Below are 20387 nucleotides of genomic sequence, written 5' to 3'. Positions count from 1 at the left end.
CTCTCAGCCCGGCGGCTCGCGCATCAGCGACGCCAGCGCATCAAGCTCGCTGCCAAAGCCCTGGGCCACATGCCCGGCGGCCGCGTGGCGCGCCGCGTCGGGCTTGTTCTGGTTGAGCTTGAAGGTGCTCTGCACCTCGCTCACCTGCATCCGGAAGGGCAGGATCATGCGCAGGAACCGCGCGCGCGTCTCGGTGCTCATCTTGTCCATCGTCCAGGCGGGCTTGGGCGCCAGCCGCGCCTCGAACGCCGCCGATTGCCGGGCCAGCATGTCGGGCAGGGTTTCGACGGGCAGCGGGATCAGCATGCCGGTCAGGTGCACCGCGACGTAGTTCCATGTGGGCACCTGGTCCTCCAGCCCGTACCAGTCGGGCGAGACATAGCCATCCGGCCCGGTCACGGCGAGCGTCGCGGCCACGCCGTCGCGCGCGGTGCGGCAGATCGGGTTCGACCGCACCAGGTGCAGGTCCACGCTGTCGCCCGCCTCGGACAGAAGGAAGGGCACATGCGCCAGCAGCGGCGCACCCTCGGTCGACACGGTCAGCAGGCCGAAGCCGCGCGCCCGGGCAAAGGCCAGCGCGCGGGTGCGCTCGGCCTGCCGGAACTGCGGGTTGGGATGCATCAGGCGACCAGCTGCGTGCCGCGCGTGCCGCGGATCACCGCCGGCACGATCTGGCCCACGGGCTGCGGGGCGTCAAAGCTGACCTCGGCGAATTGCGCGGTGCGGCCCATGTCGGGCGCCTCGATCAGCACCTCATGCGCGCGGCCCTGCTGCGCGGCCAGGTGCCGGTCCACCGCCGCCTCACCGGCCGCGCGCAGCCGTGCCGCACGCTCGCGGATCACCGCGCCGTTCACTTTGTCGGGGATCCGGGCCGCCGGGGTGCCGGGGCGCGCCGAGTAGGGGAAGACATGCAGCCAGGTCAGGTCGCACTCCTCGACCAGCTTCAGCGAATTGGCGAAATGCGCCTCGGTCTCGGTCGGGAAGCCGGCGATGATGTCGGCGCCGAAGGTCATGTCGGGGCGCAGGCGGCGCGCCTCCTCGCAGAAGCGGATGGCATCGTCGCGCAAGTGGCGGCGTTTCATCCGCTTGAGGATCAGGTCATCGCCATGCTGCAGCGACAGGTGCAGATGCGGCATCAGCCGGGGCTCGGTCGCGATCGCCTCCATCAGCGCGTCATCCGCCTCGATCGAATCGATGGAGGAGATGCGCAGCCGCGCGATGCCGGTCAGCTTGAGGATCCGCATCACCAGATCGCCCAGCCGCGGTCCGCCCGGCAGGTCCGCCCCCCACGAGGTCAGGTCGACCCCGGTCAGCACCACCTCGTTGAACCCCTCCTGCTCGAGCCGGCGGATCTGGTCCACGACCACCCCCGCCGGAACCGAGCGGGAATTGCCCCGGCCATAGGGGATGATGCAGAAGGTGCAGCGATGATCGCAACCGTTCTGGACCTGCACATAGGCGCGCGCCCGCGTGCCGAACCCGTCGATCAGGTGGCCCGCGGTCTCGGTCACGGACATGATGTCGTTGACCTGCACGCGCTCGGTCTCGCCGATGAAATCCGAGGCCAGCCCGGCCCAGGTCTCGGGGCTCATCTTCTCGGTATTGCCGATCACCGCGTCGACCTCGCCCATGGCGGCAAAGCTGTCGGGGTCGATCTGCGCGGCGCAGCCGGTGACGATGACGCGCGCGTCGGGGTTCTCGCGGCGCAGGCGGCGGATCTCCTGCCGGGCCTTGCGCACCGCCTCCTGCGTGACGGCGCAGGTGTTCACGACGACGGCATCCTTGACGCCGGCCTCGTCGGCCAGCCGCTTCATGGCCTCGGTCTCGTAGGCGTTGAGCCGGCAGCCCAGCGTGGTGAAGCGCGGGGCGGTCACAGCGACGCCAGCCAGTCGGGCGTCAGCGTGCCCGAGAAGACATGCGCGGTCGCGCCGGTCATCCAGACGCCATCCTCGCGCCAGTCGATCTGCAGCGTGCCCCCGTCCAGGTCGATCGTCACGCGCCGCCCGGTCAGCCCGCGCCGCGCTGCGGCCACAGCCGTCGCGCAGGAGGACGAGCCCGAGGCCAGCGTGATGCCGACACCGCGTTCCCAGACCCGCATGCGCAGCCGGTCGGGGCCGGTGACGCTGGCCACCTGCACGTTGGTGCGTTGGGGATAAAGCGGATGGGTCTCGTAGCGCGGACCGAACTGCGCCAGCGGGATCGCTTCGGCATCCTCGACGAAGAAGGTGCAATGCGGGTTGCCCATGCCGGTGGCGGTCGGACTGCCCTCGATCGGCAGCTCCAGCGTGTCCATCTCCTCGGCCAGCGGGATCTCCTGCCAGTCCAGCTGCGGCGGGCCCATGTTGACCGAGGTCAGCCCGTCGCCCGCATCCACCGCCTGCAAGGTGCCGTGATCGGTGGTCAGGGTCAGGCTGTCGCACCCGATCTCGTCCATCAGGAAGCGCGCGATGCAGCGCGTCGCGTTGCCGCAGGCCGCCGAGGTCGAACCGTCGGAATTGAAAAACGTCAGATGCGCATCCGCCGCGCCGGTTCCGATGACGGCCAGCTGGTCGAATCCCACACCGCGATGCCGGTCCGCCAGCGCCCTGGCCAAGGTTGGCGTGACCTCGACCGGCCGCGCACGCGCATCCAGCACGACGAAGTCGTTGCCCAGCCCGTGCATCTTCATGAAGGGCAAACCGGTGTGCGGCATCTGTTCCATTGCGCCGATATACGTGTCCTCGCCTGCGCTTTCCAGAGCCCGCGACACGGCTTTGCTGCCGATGCGAAATTTTGGGTTGACCACCCCCCGCGCAATCCATAGAAGGCGCGACACAGTGGGCCGTTAGCTCAGTTGGTAGAGCAACTGACTTTTAATCAGTGGGTCGCAGGTTCGAATCCTGCACGGCTCACCACTACCTCAATGGCTTAGCCGGAGGCGGCTGAGCCCTTTGAGGTTCTAGGACGCGTATAGGACGCAGTTTTTGCGCAGTTGTTTCGGCTTGCGTCGCGCCAAACCTTTCACGTTCCCACGTGAGCTGAGCTACACTGCGGAAACGTGTCGCTGAGCCGCGACAAGATACTTTCGTGATTTCATGCCGCCACGTACAACCTGCGCATTGTGTGCAACGTAAGCTTCTGCAGCACTCCAGCGACCAACAGTTTTGTTTGGCTTTGAAAAATGGTTCAATATAAGCAGGTCGAATTTGTCTAACTAATTCTACCCTAAAGCCTGGGATGGCACCGAGTGGCAATAATTTGTACTGCGTCGGGTCTCACTCAATAACGGCTTCGGAAATGTTCAAATTGTGCCACATGTAGTGGATGGAGATCCTCGGTTGGAGTTCTTCACGACAGATGGGTGCCTCTATCAGCGCTATGCACCAATAGAGTTAGTTGATATTGGAAAAACTGCAAGCGGAGTAAAAGGAAATTTGCTTCCAACAGTGAGAAGCTTCGGAAATAAGAGGGAGAGATATTGGGAATGGTCGGCCCTCTCAAATTTGATCTACCGATACTATAGCGCCTCGCTTTGTGAAGGCAAAGTTTGCTGCGGCACATTCAAGAAAGGCTTCGGATGATTCTATTTGTCATTTGGAATGCTGTAATGCCTCGGTTGTCGGGTTAGCAGGCCGCTGAAAAACTCCTGCCTCGACGACTGCCGCGGAACATGATTCACCGTCACCACTACGATGGCGACGGAGTGTGGGATGCGTGGATCAGATCAGGTGACGGGCTCGCTGTTCAGCTACATCGATCTCGAGGAGCGCATTCCAGCGCGATACCCGCTTCGCAAGATCAGGGCCGTCGTCAACGACGCACTGCGCTCCCTAGATGCAGAGTTCGACCGGCTTTACGCGGGAGAGGGCCGCTCCTCGATCGCGCCGGAACGATTGATCCGGGCCAGCCTGCTGCAAATCCTCTACTCGATCCGGTCCGAGCAGCAGCTCATGGAGCAGATGGACTACAACTTGCTGTTCCGCTGGTTCGTGGGCCTTGGGATCGATGACGCTGTCTGGGTCCCGACCGTGTCCACGAAGAACCGCGGCCGGCTGCTGACCACGGACATGTCGCGCAAGATCATGGCCGCCATTCTCGCGCATCGCGAGGTGGCACCGCTGCTGTCGGACGACCATTTCTCGATCGACGGCACCCTTGTGAAGGCCTGGGCGTCGATGAAGAGTTTCCAGCCGAAGGAAAGAGCGACGTTGGGCGGGGACGAGGGTTCCGGCGATGCGCCAGATGGCAGCGCGCCGCCCACATCTTCATCTGACCAATCCACGACCGAGCCTGACCCCATGATCCGCCCCACACGCCGCAGCCGCAACGCCGAAGTCGACTTCCGTGGCGAACGCCGGTCGAACGCGACCCATGCTTCGATGACCGATCTGGAGGCCCGGCTGTTCAAGAAGTCGCCCGGCGCTGGCGCGGTGCTATGCTTCATGGGGCATAGCCTGATGGAGAACCGTTCCGGCCTGATCGTGCAGGCCGACCTCACGCAAGCTGACGGGCACGCCGAGCACCGTGCCGCCATCGACATGCTCCACCGCCACTCGCCCGGATCGACGCGGCGTCTGACCCTGGCAGCGGACCGCGGCTATGACAGCGCCGACTTCGTCGCCGAGCTGCGTCAGATGGTTGTGACGCCGCATGTCGCCCAAAAGTCCCGACACTCCGCTATCGACGGCAGAACCACCCGGCACCCCGGCTACGCTAAGTCACAGCGGCGACGGAAGAAGATCGAGGAACCTTTCGGCTGGGCGAAGACCGTCGGCGGTATGGCGCAAACCATGTATCGCGGCATTGAGCGCGTGCGCGCCCGCTTCACGCTGACTATGGCAGCTTGCAACATGGCGAGGCTGCCAAAACTGCAGGCGGCCTGACCGCGGAAGCCGCAGTCAGGTTTGCCTGCGCATGCTCCAGCCCCACCCAGCGTCCGCATTGACGGAAACCATCCCTCACGCGGGCCTTTTTCAGCGGCCTGCTAACACTATGTCCAACAAAGCCCCCCAAAGAAATCTTCGGGGGGCCTACACGCCGGAGGTCGATTTGGCGAACCTTCCTGCGGTGCGTTACGCTTGCCACGTGTTAGTCAGATGCGGATGGCCATGCGCAGGACGCTTCCGACCGGTTCTCTGACATGGATCGCAGAAAAAGCGTCACCGACGCGATATCGCCTGCGACACTGGCTCGCCCCGATGACCCTATGCCCCCCAAGGTGCAAAGTGATCCAGCACACCTCTGAACGGCACAAAGAGATCCTGCGCCCTCACCGATCGGCGCGCGCCAAAATCACCTCTTTCTAATCATCGAAATGGGAGCGCAGCCGTTCATGGGTCTGGCACCCCTCAGGCTGGGGCTTTTGACTGTACCGGCCCCCAAGATTGCAGGTCAGATTTATGACTCTTTGAAGGTCTTTGTACTGATAGGTGTCTTCACCAGCAAACTGGCGAATAAACTCAATATAATCGAGGAAGGCTCTGCCCTGATGATCGGGTGTATTCATTATCTCAGCGAGGTCATCAGCCCTGCCTGCATCGATGTATTTGTCAGCAATCTGTTTGATAAATGAGCTTGAAGTAGGAATGTAGTGAGAAATCAAAGGCAAAAGGCGAATACTATCCCGATATGGATAACTTTCCTTGAAGTCGTTATTTCTGCACTCGACGTTGCGAAGGGCCGCATGGATAACGTCCAGTTCTTTATCTCCACAGTCAGTAAAGAAGTTCATGATATCATCATCAAAACTCTCAACAATATCCATACTGTCGCAAAGGCTATGAATATTAACAATTGGTCGGCAATGCGCGTTGATATACTCCGTGACCCGCGTGATGGAGTCAGACCCCGTCAAAGGCGGCCCGCAATTGATGCAGTCATTATCAGACCATGCAGATCTCGGTGTGGCCATGGCAATGACCATGCAGCCGATCATCACCGATACTCTAAGCGCTTTGTTCATCATCAAACTTTTCATTCCTATGAGGCATCGGGCCGCGCAGTTGGTGGAATACGCTCACCGACGCTTTCCGGGGGCAGCGTATCGCGTCATGCGGCGCGGTCAATGGTCCGAACTTGGAGCGGTGGGGCGAGGGATTTCCACTCGCCACTCTCAAGAATGCAAACGCGGTGCGCCACGGCGCTGTCACCCCGGGCTTTGGGCGAATATAGTGCTCCGAGCCGCAAGCCATTATGCACCTACGAATGCAAAGGGCTGTCCCCCGGCCCGGACCCCCTCAGGCCACCTGCACCGCGCGGCGGTAGGCGGACGGCGGGACCACGCCGTTGGAGATGAAGAAGCGCGAGAAGCTGGCCTGGCTGGAAAAGCCGAGGTCGAAGCCGATATCGGCCACCGCCTCCTGCGAGGTGGCCAGCATGTCGATGGCGCGTTCCATGCGCAGCGCGTTGAGGTAGAGATTGGGTGTCAGGCCGATCTGCGCGCGGAAGAGCTTGTAGAAATGCGGCCGCGACAGGCCGACCTCGCAGGCCACCTTGTCCAGCCCGATCGCCTCGCCCACGCGCTGCTGCATCACGCGCAGCGCCTTGCGGATGCGGAAATCACGCCGCGGCAGCTCGGGGCCGGTGAACTCGGTGCCCCGCGGCGTCCATTGCCAGGACTGGTCATAGGCCCCTTGGGTCAGCGCGCAGAGCCGGTCCTCGATCAGCAGGTCCTCGCGGTCGGTGTCCAGCATGGCCTGCGCGGTGCCGAAGACCAGCCGCGACAGGTGCTCGGTCACCTCGATGCCGACGCGCCCGAAACAGAGCGAGGCCGAGGCCCGGCGCGCCGCCTCGAGAAACCAGCCCGGCCGCATGTAGAGCACCAGCGCCAGGGTCGACTGTTCGCAATGGATCGGCGTGTAGTAATGCGCCTGCCACGGGCTGACCGCCACGGCCTGCCCCGCCGACAGCGGGTAGGAGCGGTCATTGACCACGACGGCGCCGGGCGGCCCCTGCACGTGAAAGATCAGGTGCCCCTCGCGATGCCCGTGCGGCACCATGCGGCGGTCCATGTCGTAAAGGCACACGCGACCGAAATGCCCGTGAAACACGGCCAATGACTCACTCATAATGTCCTCCCAAGAACGTCGTTCTTCTTGTTCTTTCTTGGCGCGCGCAGCGTCTTCGTCCGCGTCGGCGCCGCGATGTTAGCGCGAATCTGTCGCACCACAAAATGGTATGCGCGGGGGCGGCGCGCTAAAGCGCGGCGCGCATGATCCTTTCGTAATCCCGCGCGGTGGCCAGGCGCGGGTTGGTCCGGTTGGCCGGATCGGCCGCGGCGCGCCGTGCCGCCGCCGGCAGCAGGTCCGCCCCGATCCCGATATCCGACAGCCGCGTGGGCAGGCCGATGCGGCGGGCCAGCGCGGCCAGCTCCTCGGCCAGGTCGCTGCGCGCGGGCAGGCCCAGCGCGGTGCGGATAACCGCGAACCGGTCGGACACGGCCGGGGCGTTGAAGCTCAGCATGCCGCCCAGAAGCGCGCCGTGCAGGGCGCCGTGGCGTGCGCCCGACAGCGTCTCCAGCCCATGCGCCGCGGCCTCGATCCCGCCGAACCCCTTCTCGGCGGCCAGCCCGCCATTCAGCGCCACGGCCAGAAGCTCGCGCCGCGCGGTGATGTCGGCGCCGTCACGCACCGCGTCCTCGAGATGCAGCGCGCAGCGCCGCAGCCCCTCCAGCGCGATGCCGTCGGCGGGTGGGTTGAACGCGGTGCCGAGGAAGCTTTCAAGGCAGTGGATCAGCGCATCCATCCCGGCCGTCGCCGTGCTGTCGGGATCGGCGCCCAAGGTCAGCGTCGCGTCGCAGAGCACCGCGGCCGGCAGCACCGCACGGCAGCCCGGCGCAGGGACCACGTGGCTGGAGAGCGGGCCCAGCCCGATGGTCTGGGTCTGGGTGGGAATGGTGATCGCGGGGCGCTGCGCATCGGCCAGCAGCCGCGCGAGATCCAGCGCCCGCATCCCGCCAAAGCCGATGATCCCGTCGCAGCCCGTCTCGGCGCAGAGCGCGCGCGCCCGCGACAGGTCGGCCGTACCATCGCCCGAGGCCGCGACGCGCAGCAGCGCGGGCTCTTCTGGCGTGACCGCCAGCGCGTCCTGCAGCCGGTCCAGCCCGTCGCTTTCACCATTGCCGATATCGGTCAGGATCAGTGGGTGGCGCAGCCCCAGCCGCGACAGCTCTTCGGGCAGTGCATCCTCGAGCACGCGGTCGGCGAAATGCACCCGGGTGAGATAGGCGATCAATGACACGTGTCGCACCGTGGCGGTCAGGGCGGCTCGGGCAGCCGCGCGGGCCGTCCGGGACACGGGGAGGGGCGGATGGGGCGGGGCCGGCGCACCGGCCCCGCCAGACGGAACGGCTCGGGCGCGGGTTCAGCCGCCCTCGGCCAGGGCCGCGCAATCCGGCGTGTCGCGCGAGGGCAGGCCCATGGCGCGGAACTCCTCGGCGGTCATGCCCAGCGTCTGGTTGACATTGTCGGTGCGGGCCTTGAACTCGTTCTTCAGGCCGCCTTCACCATCCTCGACCACCTCGTTGATGAAGACCGAGCCGGTCGCCTGCCGGTTCTCGTTCAGCGTCACCGGGCCCAGCGGGGTTTCCAGCGTCATGCTGGACAGCGCCTCCTTGAAGGCCGCCTGCCCGTCCGACAGGTCGCCCTCGACCTGGTCCAGCGCCTCGATGGCGGCCAGCGCGGCCACGTAGTAGCCCACGCCGAACAGCGACGGCGAGGGGAAGCGCTCATCCTCGGGGAAGGCATCCTGATAGGCGGCAACGTAATTCTGCCAGGCCTCGTCGGGGTTGTCCTCGGCCAGCGGGCCCGAGGTGGGCGTGCCGATCAGCGCCTCTTTCGCGCGGCCGCGCGAGGTCAGCACCGTCTGGTCGGCCATGATCGTGCCGCCGATCAGGTTGGTCTCGGCCCCGGCCTGGCTGTACTGGTTGAGGAAGTTGATCGCATCCGTGCCGCCGACGCCAAGGTAGATCGCGTCCACGTCATCGGGCAGCGAGGCAATCACCCCGCCGAAATCGGACGAGCCCAGCGGCACCCAGAAGCGATCGACGATCTCGCCGCCCGAGCGGCAGAAATCGACAGCGAAGCCCAGGAAGTTGGTGTAGCCGAAGGAATAGTCCGCGGCGACCGTGGCGACCTTGGTCCAGCCCTTCTCCTCGACCACGTAGGTGCCCAGCCCCGCGCCCCATTGCGCGCCGTCCAGGTTGAAGCGGAAGAAGTTCTCGGCAGGGTCGACCCATGTCGTCTCGAGCGCGCCCGAGATGCCGTTGATCACCGTGTGGTCGGGGATCGTCTTGGCATAGTCGCGCATGGCGATGCCTTCCGAGCCCGAGAGCGGGCCGAGGATGATGTCCACCCCGTCCTGCTCGATCAGCTTGCGCGCCTGCCGGACGGTGGTGTCGGGCGTGGTGTCGGTGGGGGCGACCACGGTCTCGATGGTCCTGCCGCCGGCCATGCCGCCGGCCTGCTCGATGGCCAGTTCCACGTTGCGCACGCCATCCGCGCCGCCTTCGGCAAACGCGCCCTCCAGCGCCACCAGGATACCGAACTTGACCGTGTCGTCCTGGGCCATGGCGGCCGCAGGAAGCCAGATCGCCAGGGCCGATGCCGAGGCTACCAGTGCCTTTTTCATGACTTTCCTCCCGTTTCAGAGACAGGCCGTCCTGTTGTCCTATTGCCGCCCAACGCCTGCCAGCCGGGCCGTCGGCAATCCTGAAACGGTACGGCACGGCGCCCGGGGGGCAGACTCCCGGGGGTTGGCCGAAATATCCCGCAGTCTGTTTTTGTCTGCGACGCCGCGTCGCAGCATGACCCGCGCGGGCCCGCGATCCCCGTGGTCCGGGTCGGTCAGGCCGGCGGTCCGGCGCAGGGGTGATCGGGGATCGGCTGCATCGCCAGCAGCGCCTGAAGCCCGCAATTGCCGCGCACCAGATCGTCCAGCGTGACCATGTCCAGCTCGTGGTAGAAGGCTTCGAGCGCGCGCTGGATATAGCTGCGCAACCGGCAGGCGCCGACCAGCGGACAGCCGTTGTTTTCCGCGTCGAAGCATTCGGCGAAGGGGATCTCGCGCTCGAACAGGCGGAACACCGCCCCGATCGAGACCTGCTCCACCGGGTGCGCCAGCCGGATGCCCCCGGCCCGCCCGCGCAGCGTCGTCACGTAGCCCTCGGCCTGCAGCCGCTGGACCACGTGCGCGGCGTGGTTTGTGGAACAGTTGCACATCTCGGCGATCTCGGCCGTGCGCAGCAGGCGGTCGGGATTGCTGGCGCAGGTCATCAGGATGCGCGCCGCCAGGTTGGTTCGTGTGGTCAGCCTCATCTGCGCGGTCTCTCCCTTTTCTCATTTCTGCACCAGAGATGCGGCTTTGACATTGAGGCAGATCAAGTCGCCGGTCCGGCACTGCGTCTAAAGCTGCACCCAGGATGTGAATTAGACAGGCCCCGACGTGCCCCGGACAGACCCCTCGAATTTCGCCAAAGACATGCGGCGCGGCACCGTGCTAAGCGTGGCGGCCGCGCTGGTCTGGCTGGCCGCGGCGGCGGTGATCGCATGGTCGCTGGGCACGCTGCTGACCGATCCGTCCCGCCTGCAGCCGCTGGTCATGGCCGGGGGCTTTGCCGCGCTGGCGCTGCTGCGCAGCCTGCTCGAGGCCGCCGCCCAGCGCGCGCTGGCCCGGGCGGCCGATGCGCGGATCGCGGCCCTGCGGGACGGGATCACCCGCGCCGAGGCGGCGGCCGCGACGCCTTCGGCCCATGGCGGTGCAGGCGCGCTGGCCGCGCTGGCGGCCGAGAAGCTGGAGGCCGTGCGCCCCTACCTGCTGCGTTACCGCCCCGCCCGGATGCGCGCCAGTGTCCTGCCGCTGGTGATCCTGGCCATCGCAGCCTGGCACAGCTGGGCCGTGGCCGTGGTGCTGCTGCTGGCCGGCCCGCTGATCCCGGTCTTCATGGCGCTGGTCGGCTGGGCCGCCAAATCCGCCTCCGAAGAGCAAATGGCCGAGATCGGCCAGCTGAGCGACCTGCTGGTCGACCGGCTGGCCGCCTTGTCGGACCTGCGCCTTGTCGGGGCCGGCCCGCAGACCGTCGACAGCTTTGCCCGCGCCTCCGAGGACCTGCGCCACCGCACCATGGCGGTGCTGCGCATCGCCTTCCTCTCCTCCACCGTGCTCGAGCTGTTCTCGGCGCTGGGGGTGGCGATGGTGGCGATCTGGGTCGGTTTCTCGCTTCTGGGCGAGCTGGGCTGGGGCGCGTGGGGCGCCGAGCTGTCGCCGGCCGTGGGCATCTACCTGCTGCTCTTGGCGCCCGAGTTCTTCCAGCCGCTGCGCGACCTTGCCGCGGCCTGGCACGACCGGGCCGCCGCCGAGGCGGTGCTGGACGAGATCGACGCCTGGCGCGCCGAGGACCGCCCGCAGCGCATGGGGCACGGCACGCAGGCCGCACCGCTGGCGCCGCTGCCGGTGGTGCAATTGCAAGGCGTGAGCCGCGGCGCGATCCGCTTTCCCGACCTGCGCGTCGCACCGGGTGAGACGGTGGCGTTGACCGGGCCCAGCGGTTGCGGCAAGACCACCTTGCTGCGCCTGCTGGCCGGGCTCGAGCGGCCCGATACCGGGCGGATCCTGCTGGACGGCCGGGTGCTGGAGGACGACACGGCGGACGCGTGGCGTGCGACGCTGGGCTGGATGCCGCAGGCGCCGCATTTCGGCAATCGCAGCCTGCGCCACAATATCGGCTTCGGCGCACCGCTCGATCCCGCGCTGATCGAGACGGCACGCCTGTCCGAGGTGCTCGCCAGCCTGCCCCGGGGCGACCTGACCCGGCTGGGCGAACGCGGTGCCGGCCTGTCGGGCGGCGAGGCGCGGCGCGTGACGCTCGCCCGCGCCTTGCATGGCCGGCCGGGGCTGATCCTTGCCGACGAACCCACCGCCGATCTGGACGCCGCCACGGCCCATGCGATCACCGACGGGCTGATGCGCTATGTCCGCGATGGCGGGACGCTGATCCTTGCCACGCATGATCCGGCGCTGGCCGCGCGCATGGACCGGCAGGTGGCGCTGGGGACCGCGGAGGCCGCCGCATGACCGCCCTGCTGCGCCTTGTCCTGATCCTTGCCCGGGCCGAGCAGCGGGCCCTGTGGCGCGGGCTTGCCCTGTCGGTCACCGTGCTGGCCATGGGCGTGGCCCTGCTGGGCCTGTCAGGCTGGTTCATCACGGCCGCCGCCGCGGCGGGCATGGCGGGCCTGGGCATCCTGTTCAACGTCTTCGCGCCCTCGGCCATGGTGCGCCTGCTGGCGCTGGGGCGCACCGCGGCGCGTTATGGCGAGCGGGTTCTGACCCATGACGCCACGCTGCGCGCCCTGTCGGGCCTGCGCATTCGCTTGCTGCAGGGCCTGCTGCACAGCCCCTATCGCCAGCTGGAGCGGATGCGGGCCAATGCCTTTCTCAACCGCGTGACGGCCGATACCGACGCGCTGGACGGAGCGCTGCTGCGGCTGATCCTGCCCGCGCTGGCCGGCTGGACGGTGATCCTGTGCAGCGGAGCGCTGCTCTGGCCGCTGGTGCACCCGTGGATCGCGCTGGCGGTAGCTGGTGGCTACCTGATCCTGCCCACGGCGACCTTCGCCCTTGGCCAGCGCGTCGCCCGGCATCCGGCGCGCCGGGCCGAGGCGGCGCTGCAGGCGGCGCGGTCGCGGCTGATCGACCTGGTGGCCGGGCGCGACGACCTTGCCATGCACGGGCAACTGCGGCAGAGCGCCGCTCAGGTGGAGACCGCCTTTGCCCGCCATGCCGCCGCCCGGGCGCGGCTGGACGGGATCGAACGGGTGACCGGCGCGCTGCTGGACATGACCGGCGCGGGACTGACCGTGCTGGCCCTGGGGCTGGGCATCGCGCTGGTCCAGCAGGGCGCGATCACCGCGCCGCAGGCCGCGATCGGCGTCTTCGTCGCGCTGGCCTTGGGGGAAACCGTCGCCCCGGTGCGCCGCGCCCTGTCCGAGATCGGCCGCATGACGCAAGCCGCGCGCCGCATCCTGCCCGCCCTCGACACGCCTGCAGAGGCAAGCGGCGGGCAGCCGCCGGAGGGCACGCTGGTCTTCGACGCGGTCACCTTTGCCCGGCCCGAGGCCGACCGGCCGGTCTTTGCCCCGCTCTCGCTGCGCGTCGCGCCGGGCGAGACCGTGGTGCTGGAAGGGCCGAGCGGCAGCGGCAAGAGCACCGCGCTGCTGCTGGCCGCCGGGGCCCTGACCCCGTCCACGGGCACGGTGCGGATCGGCGGGCAGGACCCTGCCGCCCTGCCGCTGACGGCCCGGACGGGCAGCATCGCGGTGGTGCCGCAGCGCCATGCGCTGATCGCCGGAACCGTGGCCGAGAACCTGCGCCTCGCCGCGCCGGAAGCGTCCGAGGACAGGCTCTGGCAAGTGCTGGAGACCGTGCAACTGGCCGACACACTACGCGCGCGGGACGGGCTGGAGACCCGGCTGGGCTTTCGCGGCACCGGTCTGTCGGGCGGCGAGGCGCGGCGGCTGGTGCTGGCCCGCGCGCTGCTGCGGCAGCCGCGCCTGCTGCTGCTGGACGAACCGACCGAGGGGCTGGACGCAGAGACGGCACGCGCCGTCATGTCGGGCCTGCGCGCCGCCTGCCCCGGGGCCGCGATCCTGCTGGCCGCGCACCGCACCGAGGAACGCGCCTGCGCCGACCGGCATGTGCGCGTCACGCGGCCGGAAAATCTGCATGACCGATGGGGAATTTGACTCAGGTCAAATACACATCTCCAATATGGAATATAACCGGCGATAACCCGCATCCCCGATGCGGATAATCACCGAAAGGATTCCACTCATGGAGATCGGACTGGTCGAGCTGTCGCGCCTGCAGTTTGCGATGACGGCCATGTATCACTTTCTCTTCGTGCCGCTGACGCTGGGTCTGTCGATCCTCGTGGCGATCATGGAGACCGTCTATGTCATGACGAACCGCCCGATCTGGCGGCAGATGACGAAATTCTGGGGCACGCTCTTCGGCATCAACTTCGTGCTGGGCGTGGCCACGGGCATCACCATGGAATTCCAGTTCGGCATGAACTGGAGCTATTACAGCCACTATGTCGGCGACATCTTCGGCGCGCCTCTGGCGATCGAAGGGCTGATGGCCTTCTTCCTCGAAGCGACCTTCGTGGGGCTGTTCTTCTTCGGCTGGGACAAGCTGAGCAAGGTGCAGCACATGGTCGTGGCGTGGCTGGTGGCCATCGGGTCGAACTTCTCGGCGCTGTGGATCCTGATCGCCAATGGCTGGATGCAGAACCCGGTCGGTGCCGAGTTCAACCCCGAGACCATGCGCATGGAGATGACGTCCTTCTTCGACGTGGTCTTCAACGAGGTCGCGCAGGCCAAGTTCGTGCACACCGTCAGCGCCGGCTACGTCACCGCCGCGGTCTTCGTGTTGGGTGTCTCGGCGCTTTACCTGATCCAGGACCGGCACAAGGACCTTGCACGGCGATCGATCGCGGTCGCATCGTCCTTTGGCCTGGCCGCCGCACTGTCGGTGGTCGTGCTGGGCGATGAATCCGGCTACTCGGCCAGCCACACGCAGAAGATGAAGCTCGCCGCGATCGAGGCGATGTGGGAGACCGAGGAGGCGCCCGCCTCGTTCACGCTGGTCGGCCTGCCCGACAAGGAAGCGCGCGAGACGCATTACGCGGTGCACATCCCCTGGGCGATGGGGCTGATCGGCACGCGCAGCCTGACCGAGGAGATCCCCGGCATCAACCAGCTGGAGGCCGAAAGCGCCGACAAGATCCGCAACGGCGTGATCGCCTATGACGCGCTGATGACCATCCGGGCCGAGCGTGACGCCACCCCGCAAGCGGTGCGCGACAGGTTCGAGGCACATTCCGACGACCTTGGCTATGCCTTCCTGCTCAAGCGCTATGTCGAGGACCCGCGCGAGGCGACCGAGGAGCAGATCGCCATGGCGGCCGAGGACACGATCCCCGGTGTCGCGCCCCTTTTCTGGGCCTTCCGCATCATGGTGGCGCTCGGCTTCAGCTTCATCGCGGTGATGGCCTATTTCTTCTACCGCGCGTCCTTCCGGAACATGCAGTTCCCGCGCTGGTCCCTCTACGCCGCGGTGGCGATCATCCCGACGCCCTGGATCGCGGCCGAGCTGGGCTGGTTCGTGGCCGAGTTCGGACGCCAGCCCTGGACCGTGGATGGGGTGCTGCCCACGGCGCTGTCGGTCAGCCATCTCGGGATTGCCGACCTGCTGATCACGCTCGCCGGCTTCGTGCTCTTCTACACGGTGCTCTTCGTCATCGAGGTGAGCCTGATGGTCAAATACATCCGCAAGGGCCCGTTCCAGGACGTCGCCGAGACCGAGGCCTGGCAGGCCCGTCACGAGGCCCGGCTGCGCCGGATGCCCGACGCGCCCGCCGCAACCGCAACCCCCGCGGAGTAACAGACATGATCCTCTACGAACTGATCGATTTCGACACGTTGCGCGTGATCTGGTGGGCGCTTCTGGGCGTGCTGCTGATCGGCTTTGCCCTGACCGACGGGTTCGACATGGGCGTGGGCGCGCTGCTGCCCTTCGTCGCGAAAACGGATGTGGAGCGCCGCATCGTGATCAACACGGTGGGCCCCGTCTGGGAAGGCAACCAGGTCTGGTTCATCCTCGGCGGCGGCGCGATCTTCGCCGCCTGGCCACCGCTCTACGCGGTGTCCTTCTCGGGCTTCTACCTGGCGATGTTCGTCGTGCTGGCCGCCTTCATCGTGCGCCCCGTCGCGTTCAAGTACCGCTCCAAGCGCGAGGACGCGGCATGGCGCGCCCGATGGGACTGGGCATTGTTTGCCGGCGGCGCGGTGCCGGCGCTGATCTTCGGCGTGGCGGTGGGCAACGTGCTGCTGGGCGTGCCCTTCCACCTGACCGAGGACCTGATGCCGATGTATGACGGCAGTTTCTACGGCAAGTTCCTTGGCCTGCTGCGCCCCTTCGCGCTGCTGGCAGGGGTGGTGTCGCTGTCCATGCTGCTGATGCATGGCGCCGCCTGGCTGTCGCTCAAGGCCGAAGGCGTGGTCGCCGAACGTGCCCGCCGCATCGGCACCATCGCCGGGCTGGTCGCGGCGGGCGGCTATGCGCTGGCCGGGCTGTGGCTGGCCGTCGGGATCGACGGGTTCGCGCTGGTGAACGAGGTGGTGCCGGGTGGCCCGTCCAACCCGCTCTATTCCGAGGTGACGCGCGGGGGCAGCTGGCTGGCCGCCTATACCGCCCGGCCCTGGATCGTGGTGGCCCCGGTGATGGGCTTTGCCGGCATCGCGCTGGCGGTGATGGGGCTGCGCGCAGGCCGCGAGGTCAGCACGCTGCTCTGGTCCAAGATGGGGATCACCGGGGTCATCGCCTCGGTCGGACTGACCATGTTCCCCTTCATCCTCCCCTCGACGGTGGATCCGCGCAGTTCGCTGACCGTCTGGGACGCGTCGAGCTCGCACCAGACGCTGTTCATCATGCTGGTCTGCGCGCTGATCTTCATGCCGCTGATCCTCGCCTACACCGCGTGGGTCTACAAGGTGCTCTGGGGCAAGGTCACCGAGGCCGACGTCACCGGATCCGGCCACAGCTACTGAAAGGATTGATATCATGTGGTATTTCGCCTGGCTTCTGGGCCTTCCGCTGGCCGCGCTCTTCGCCGTTCTGAACGCCATGTGGCTGGAGCTGCGCACCGATGCCTGCCTTGCCGAGGAGGGCGACTGCCCGATCGGCGAGCACACGCACTGAGACAGGCGGGGGGACGTCCCTTCCTTCCCGCCCTGCCGGTTCCCGCGGCCGCATCCCGCCGCGGGGACCGGACCAAGCCCCCCTCCATCCGAGACCTGCCATGACCGCCCTGCCCGAGACCGCCGACCTGCCCCACAACCGGCTGGAACATTTCCCCGTGCCCTTCTTTGCCGCCGTCATGGGCCTGTCCGGCCTGACGCTGGCCCTGCACGCCGCCGGCGCCGAGACCGCCAGCATTGGCGCGCTGGCCCTGACGCTGCTGGTCTTTGCGGCGCTGGCCGGGCTCTACACGCTCAAGGCGCTGCGCTATCCGCAGGCCGTCGCGGCCGAGTGGCGCCATCCGGTCAAGCTGGCCTTCTTCCCGGCGATCTCGATCTCGCTCCTGCTGATCGCCACCGCGCTGCGCCCCGTCTCGGAAGAGCTGGCGCGCGGGGTCTGGCTGACCGGGGCCGCGGCGCAGGGCGCCCTGACCCTGGCCGTGCTGTCCAACTGGATCGGGCACCGCCCCTTCCAGACCATGCATATCTCGCCGGCCTGGTTCATTCCGGCGGTGGGCAATGTCGTCGCCCCGGTGGCGGGCGTCGCCCTGGGCTTTCCCGAGACCTCCTGGGTCTTCTTCTCGGCCGGGCTGATCTTCTGGCTGGTGCTGCTGGTGCTGGTCATGAACCGGCTCGTCTTTCACGACCCGCTGCCCGGCCGCATGGTGCCGACGCTCGCCATCCTGATCGCGCCGCCCGCCGTGGCCTTCCTGGCCTGGCTGCAACTGAACGGCGGCGTGCTCGATGCCTTCGCCCGCATCCTTTTCGGCGCCGCGCTGGTCTTTCTGGGCCTCGCCGCGACGCAGGCGGCCAAGCTGCGCGGCCTGCCCTTCGCCCTGTCCTGGTGGGCGCTGAGCTTTCCCGTCGCCGCCCTGACCATCGCCACGCTGCGCTTCGGCGCGCTGGCCCCCAGTCCCGGCCACGTGCTGGCCGGGCGGATCGGACTGGCCGTGCTCTGCGCCATCGTGGCGCTGCTGCTGGTCCGCACCCTCCGCGCCATCGCGCGCGGCGAGATCTGCCAACCCGAGTAACCCTTTGAAAGGACTACGACCATGAAGACAATCGCCCGTGCCGCCATGCTGGCCCTCGCCCTCGGCACGCCCGCCGTGGCGCAGGAGGCGCCCGAGACGCTGGTGACCATCCTGACCGCACCCGAGCCCCAGACCCAGCTGATGGCGATGGTGCTGGCGTTCCAGGCCGCCAACCGGGGCGTCGCTCCGCATATCCTCCTCTGCGGGCCGGCCGGTGACCTCGCGCTCAAGGACGCGCCCGAAAGCGCCACCGCCCCGCAGCCGCCGCGCGACATGAGCCCGCAGGCCCTGATGACCCGCATCGCCGCCATGCCCGGCGCCAAGGTCGAGGTCTGCGCGATCTACCTGCCCGGCAAGGGCGCCGATGCCTCTGTCCTGCTGGACGGGGTGGGCGTGGCCAATCCCGGCGAGATGGCCGCCGCCATGGTGTCGCCGACGGCCCGGATCGCCTCGTACTGAACCATGGCCGGCCCGCCCGCGACAGGCTCGCGGGCGGGCGCATTCTTTGATGATTTTGACATATATCAAACCACACATTTCACTTCTGATATATGTATGCAACGGAATACGACATGCCTCAGGAGGACATCATGACCAAGCTGAACGCGACCCGGCGGCAGTTTTTCGGACTGGCCGCGGGCGGTGCCGCCGCTGCCGCGCTGGCCGCCCCCGGGGACGCGCGCGCGCAGGTGTCGACCAATGCCCGGATCGTCATCATCGGCGCCGGGGCGGGCGGCACCTCGCTGGCCAACCGGCTGGTGCGCCGGCTGGAGGAGGCACAGATCACCCTGCTGGACCCGCGCGTCCAGCATCTCTACCAGCCGGGACTGTCGCTGGTGGCCGCGGGGTTGAAACCGGCGGAATACGTGGTCAGCCAGACCACCGACTGGCTGCCCGACGGCGTCACCCTGATCGCCGAGAAGGCCGCCGCCATCGACCCCGAGGCCCGGACCGTCGCGACCGAGAGCGGCCAGTCCCTGCCCTATGACTTCCTCGTCGTTGCCCCCGGCCTCGTGCTGGATCACGACGCGATCGAGGGTTTCTCGCTGGACATGGTCGGCAAGAACGGCATCGGCGCGCTCTATGCCGGGCCGGACTATGCCGCGCGCACCTGGCAGGCAGCCGCACGCTTCACCGAAGAAGGCGGCGTGGGTCTCTTCACCCGCCCCGAGACCGAGATGAAATGCGCGGGCGCCCCGCTCAAGCATACCTTCCTGATCGACGACATCAGCAAACGCGCAGGCAATGGCGGCAAGATCGACATGCATTACGCCGCGCCGCAGGGATCGCTCTTCGGGGTGCCGATCGTGGCCGAGAAGGTGCGGATGCTTTTTGACCAGCGCGGCATCGCCAGCCATTACCGGCACACCCTGACATCCATCGACGCGGGCGCCAAGCGCGCGACGTTCCGGACGCCAGACGGCACGACCGAAATGGACTACGACTACCTGCATGTGATCCCGCCGCAGCGCGCGCCCGAGGTGATCCGCCAGTCCGGCCTCAGCTGGGCCGACAAGTGGACGGACCAGGGCTGGGTCGAATGCGACAAGGCCAGCCTGCGCCACCTGCGCTACCCCGAGGTCTGGGCACTGGGCGACGTGGCCGGCGTGCCCAAGGGCAAGACCGCGGCCAGCGTGAAATGGCAGGTGCCGGTGGTCGAGGACGGCCTCGTCTCGGCCATCGAGGGGACCGAGCCGACCGAGACCTACAATGGCTACACCTCGTGCCCGATGATCACCCGGGTCGGGCGCGCGATGCTGGTGGAGTTCGACTATGACAACAACCTCGTGCCGTCCTTCCCGGGCATGATCGCCCCGCTCGAGGAATTGTGGATCAGCTGGCTGATGAAGGAAGTGGCGCTGAAGGCCACCTACAATGCCATGCTGCGCGGCCGCGCCTGAGGAGGAAGAAATGAAAGACCTGACAATCGGAACCCTGATCGCGGTGTTCGAGGAAATCTTCGGCCGGAGCCTGTTCTGGGCCATGGTCGTTGTCGCGGCGCTTGTGACGCTTGGCTATCTCTACGTCCTGATCCGTGACCGCGCGGTCAGTTGGCGCAAGTTCCTGCTGGCCCAGCTGTCCATGCCGGTTGGTGCGGTGCTGGCCATCTGGTTCGTGCTGGCGATGACCGACTCCCAGCTCGCCAATCTTGGCGGGCCGATCGACATGATCGTCCTGCTGGCCGTGGCCGCCGGCGGCGCCATCGGCGCGGCAATCCTCGTCTACACCGTGCAATCCCTTCTGGCCCCGCCATCGGGCGACACTCACGCCGGATAGACCGGCCGACCGCGCGGGGTGTCTCAGAGAACCACCACGGCGCCGACGTACACTTACCGTGCGGCGCCTCCGGAAGGCGCCGCCCTCTGCATTCCGCGCTGTCGAAAGGAAAGCCGGCGATCGTGTTCGTCCATCAAGCTAGGCTCAGGACTCATGGCCAGTAGATGACCGTAGCGGCGAGGGCGATTGCTGACGGGAAGACTGGTGGGCGTCGGTCGTAGCGCGTGGCGACGCGTCGCCAGTCCTTGAGCCTGCCGAACATGATTTCGATCCTGTCGCGTCGTTTGTCGCGGCGCTTGTCATGCTT

Annotated in this window: 19 protein-coding genes and 1 tRNA gene; 11 read left to right on the top strand and 9 right to left on the bottom strand. The window is 67.3% G+C overall.

Annotated features, from left to right (window positions below; genetic code table 11):
- Positions 1–3: 3 nt before the first annotated feature.
- From AVJ23_RS17355 to dapF, 3 genes are read right to left on the bottom strand one after another with little or no spacing between them, the layout of a single operon-like run.
- Positions 4–621 carry an FMN-binding negative transcriptional regulator gene (locus tag AVJ23_RS17355; protein WP_058863485.1) on the bottom strand — a complete coding sequence of 206 codons (618 nt, stop codon included), beginning with the start codon at positions 619–621 and terminating at the stop codon, positions 4–6.
- Positions 621–1874 carry a tRNA (N(6)-L-threonylcarbamoyladenosine(37)-C(2))-methylthiotransferase MtaB gene (gene mtaB, locus AVJ23_RS17350; RefSeq protein ID WP_058863484.1) on the bottom strand — a complete coding sequence of 418 codons (1254 nt, stop codon included), beginning with the start codon at positions 1872–1874 and terminating at the stop codon, positions 621–623. The genes AVJ23_RS17355 and mtaB overlap by 1 nt, the downstream gene beginning before the upstream one ends.
- Positions 1871–2701 (bottom strand): diaminopimelate epimerase, encoded by an 831-nt coding sequence (gene dapF / locus AVJ23_RS17345; RefSeq protein ID WP_205626880.1) that lies wholly within the window; start codon positions 2699–2701, stop codon positions 1871–1873. Before dapF ends, mtaB begins: the two co-directional genes overlap by 4 nt.
- A 117-nt stretch (positions 2702–2818) precedes the next feature.
- Between dapF and AVJ23_RS17340 the strand changes: the two genes are divergently transcribed.
- A tRNA-Lys gene (locus tag AVJ23_RS17340) sits at positions 2819–2894 on the top strand.
- A 795-nt stretch (positions 2895–3689) separates the two neighbouring features.
- On the top strand, positions 3690–4862 hold the full coding sequence (locus AVJ23_RS17335) for an IS5 family transposase (protein WP_058863577.1): 1173 nt from the start codon (positions 3690–3692) through the stop codon (positions 4860–4862).
- Positions 4863–5281: 419 nt separating this feature from the next.
- Here AVJ23_RS17335 and AVJ23_RS22885 read toward each other — a convergent pair whose 3' ends face one another.
- The 5 genes from AVJ23_RS22885 to AVJ23_RS17310 form a co-directional block, all read right to left on the bottom strand.
- The gene (locus AVJ23_RS22885) at positions 5282–5941 is read right to left on the bottom strand and encodes a hypothetical protein (RefSeq protein WP_157772702.1); all 660 of its coding nucleotides are present in this window, start codon (positions 5939–5941) and stop codon (positions 5282–5284) included.
- A 274-nt stretch (positions 5942–6215) separates the two neighbouring features.
- Positions 6216–7046, bottom strand: coding sequence for an AraC family transcriptional regulator (locus AVJ23_RS17325; protein WP_084794708.1), 831 nt, complete (start codon positions 7044–7046; stop codon positions 6216–6218).
- Positions 7047–7173: 127 nt separating this feature from the next.
- The gene (locus tag AVJ23_RS17320; protein WP_157772701.1) at positions 7174–8217 is read right to left on the bottom strand and encodes an iron-containing alcohol dehydrogenase; all 1044 of its coding nucleotides are present in this window, start codon (positions 8215–8217) and stop codon (positions 7174–7176) included.
- A gap of 123 nt (positions 8218–8340) precedes the next feature.
- Positions 8341–9606 (bottom strand): ABC transporter substrate-binding protein, encoded by a 1266-nt coding sequence (locus AVJ23_RS17315; protein ID WP_058863480.1) that lies wholly within the window; start codon positions 9604–9606, stop codon positions 8341–8343.
- Positions 9607–9821: 215 nt separating this feature from the next.
- Entirely contained in the window at positions 9822–10292 is a 471-nt protein-coding gene (locus AVJ23_RS17310) for an RrF2 family transcriptional regulator (protein ID WP_058863479.1), read from the bottom strand.
- 127 nt (positions 10293–10419) lie between these two features.
- On the opposite strand from AVJ23_RS17310, the gene cydD reads away from it, so the two are divergent.
- The 9 genes from cydD to AVJ23_RS17265 all read left to right on the top strand — a co-directional run bounded on the left by cydD (position 10420) and on the right by AVJ23_RS17265 (position 20080).
- Positions 10420–12048 carry a thiol reductant ABC exporter subunit CydD gene (gene cydD, locus AVJ23_RS17305; protein WP_240484705.1) on the top strand — a complete coding sequence of 543 codons (1629 nt, stop codon included), beginning with the start codon at positions 10420–10422 and terminating at the stop codon, positions 12046–12048.
- Positions 12045–13715 (top strand): amino acid ABC transporter ATP-binding/permease protein, encoded by a 1671-nt coding sequence (locus AVJ23_RS17300; RefSeq protein ID WP_058863477.1) that lies wholly within the window; start codon positions 12045–12047, stop codon positions 13713–13715. Before cydD ends, AVJ23_RS17300 begins: the two co-directional genes overlap by 4 nt.
- Positions 13716–13803: 88 nt before the next feature.
- Positions 13804–15417, top strand: coding sequence for a cytochrome ubiquinol oxidase subunit I (locus AVJ23_RS17295; RefSeq protein WP_058863476.1), 1614 nt, complete (start codon positions 13804–13806; stop codon positions 15415–15417).
- A 5-nt stretch (positions 15418–15422) separates the two neighbouring features.
- Entirely contained in the window at positions 15423–16583 is a 1161-nt protein-coding gene (gene cydB, locus AVJ23_RS17290; protein WP_058863475.1) for a cytochrome d ubiquinol oxidase subunit II, read from the top strand.
- Positions 16584–16596: 13 nt separating this feature from the next.
- Complete coding sequence (cydX, locus tag AVJ23_RS17285; protein WP_058863474.1) at positions 16597–16734, top strand: cytochrome bd-I oxidase subunit CydX; 138 nt, start codon at positions 16597–16599, stop codon at positions 16732–16734.
- A 100-nt stretch (positions 16735–16834) separates the two neighbouring features.
- Complete coding sequence (locus AVJ23_RS17280; protein WP_058863473.1) at positions 16835–17803, top strand: SLAC1 anion channel family protein; 969 nt, start codon at positions 16835–16837, stop codon at positions 17801–17803.
- Between the two features lie 21 nt (positions 17804–17824).
- A complete protein-coding gene (locus tag AVJ23_RS17275) occupies positions 17825–18262 on the top strand; it encodes a DsrE family protein (RefSeq protein WP_058863472.1) in 438 nt (145 codons plus the stop codon).
- 131 nt (positions 18263–18393) lie between these two features.
- Entirely contained in the window at positions 18394–19704 is a 1311-nt protein-coding gene (locus tag AVJ23_RS17270; protein WP_058863576.1) for an NAD(P)/FAD-dependent oxidoreductase, read from the top strand.
- A 10-nt stretch (positions 19705–19714) separates the two neighbouring features.
- On the top strand, positions 19715–20080 hold the full coding sequence (locus tag AVJ23_RS17265) for a DUF5368 domain-containing protein (RefSeq protein WP_058863575.1): 366 nt from the start codon (positions 19715–19717) through the stop codon (positions 20078–20080).
- A 151-nt stretch (positions 20081–20231) separates the two neighbouring features.
- Here AVJ23_RS17265 and AVJ23_RS17260 read toward each other — a convergent pair.
- Positions 20232–20387, bottom strand: a 156-nt coding sequence (locus AVJ23_RS17260; protein ID WP_157772700.1) for a transposase, incomplete at its 5' end; no start/stop codon positions are given.

Origin of the sequence: Pseudoponticoccus marisrubri (assembly GCF_001482405.1) — a bacterium.
Classification (GTDB): Bacteria; Pseudomonadota; Alphaproteobacteria; order Rhodobacterales; family Rhodobacteraceae; genus Pseudoponticoccus; species Pseudoponticoccus marisrubri.
This window is presented reverse-complemented; position numbering and strand designations above follow the sequence as displayed.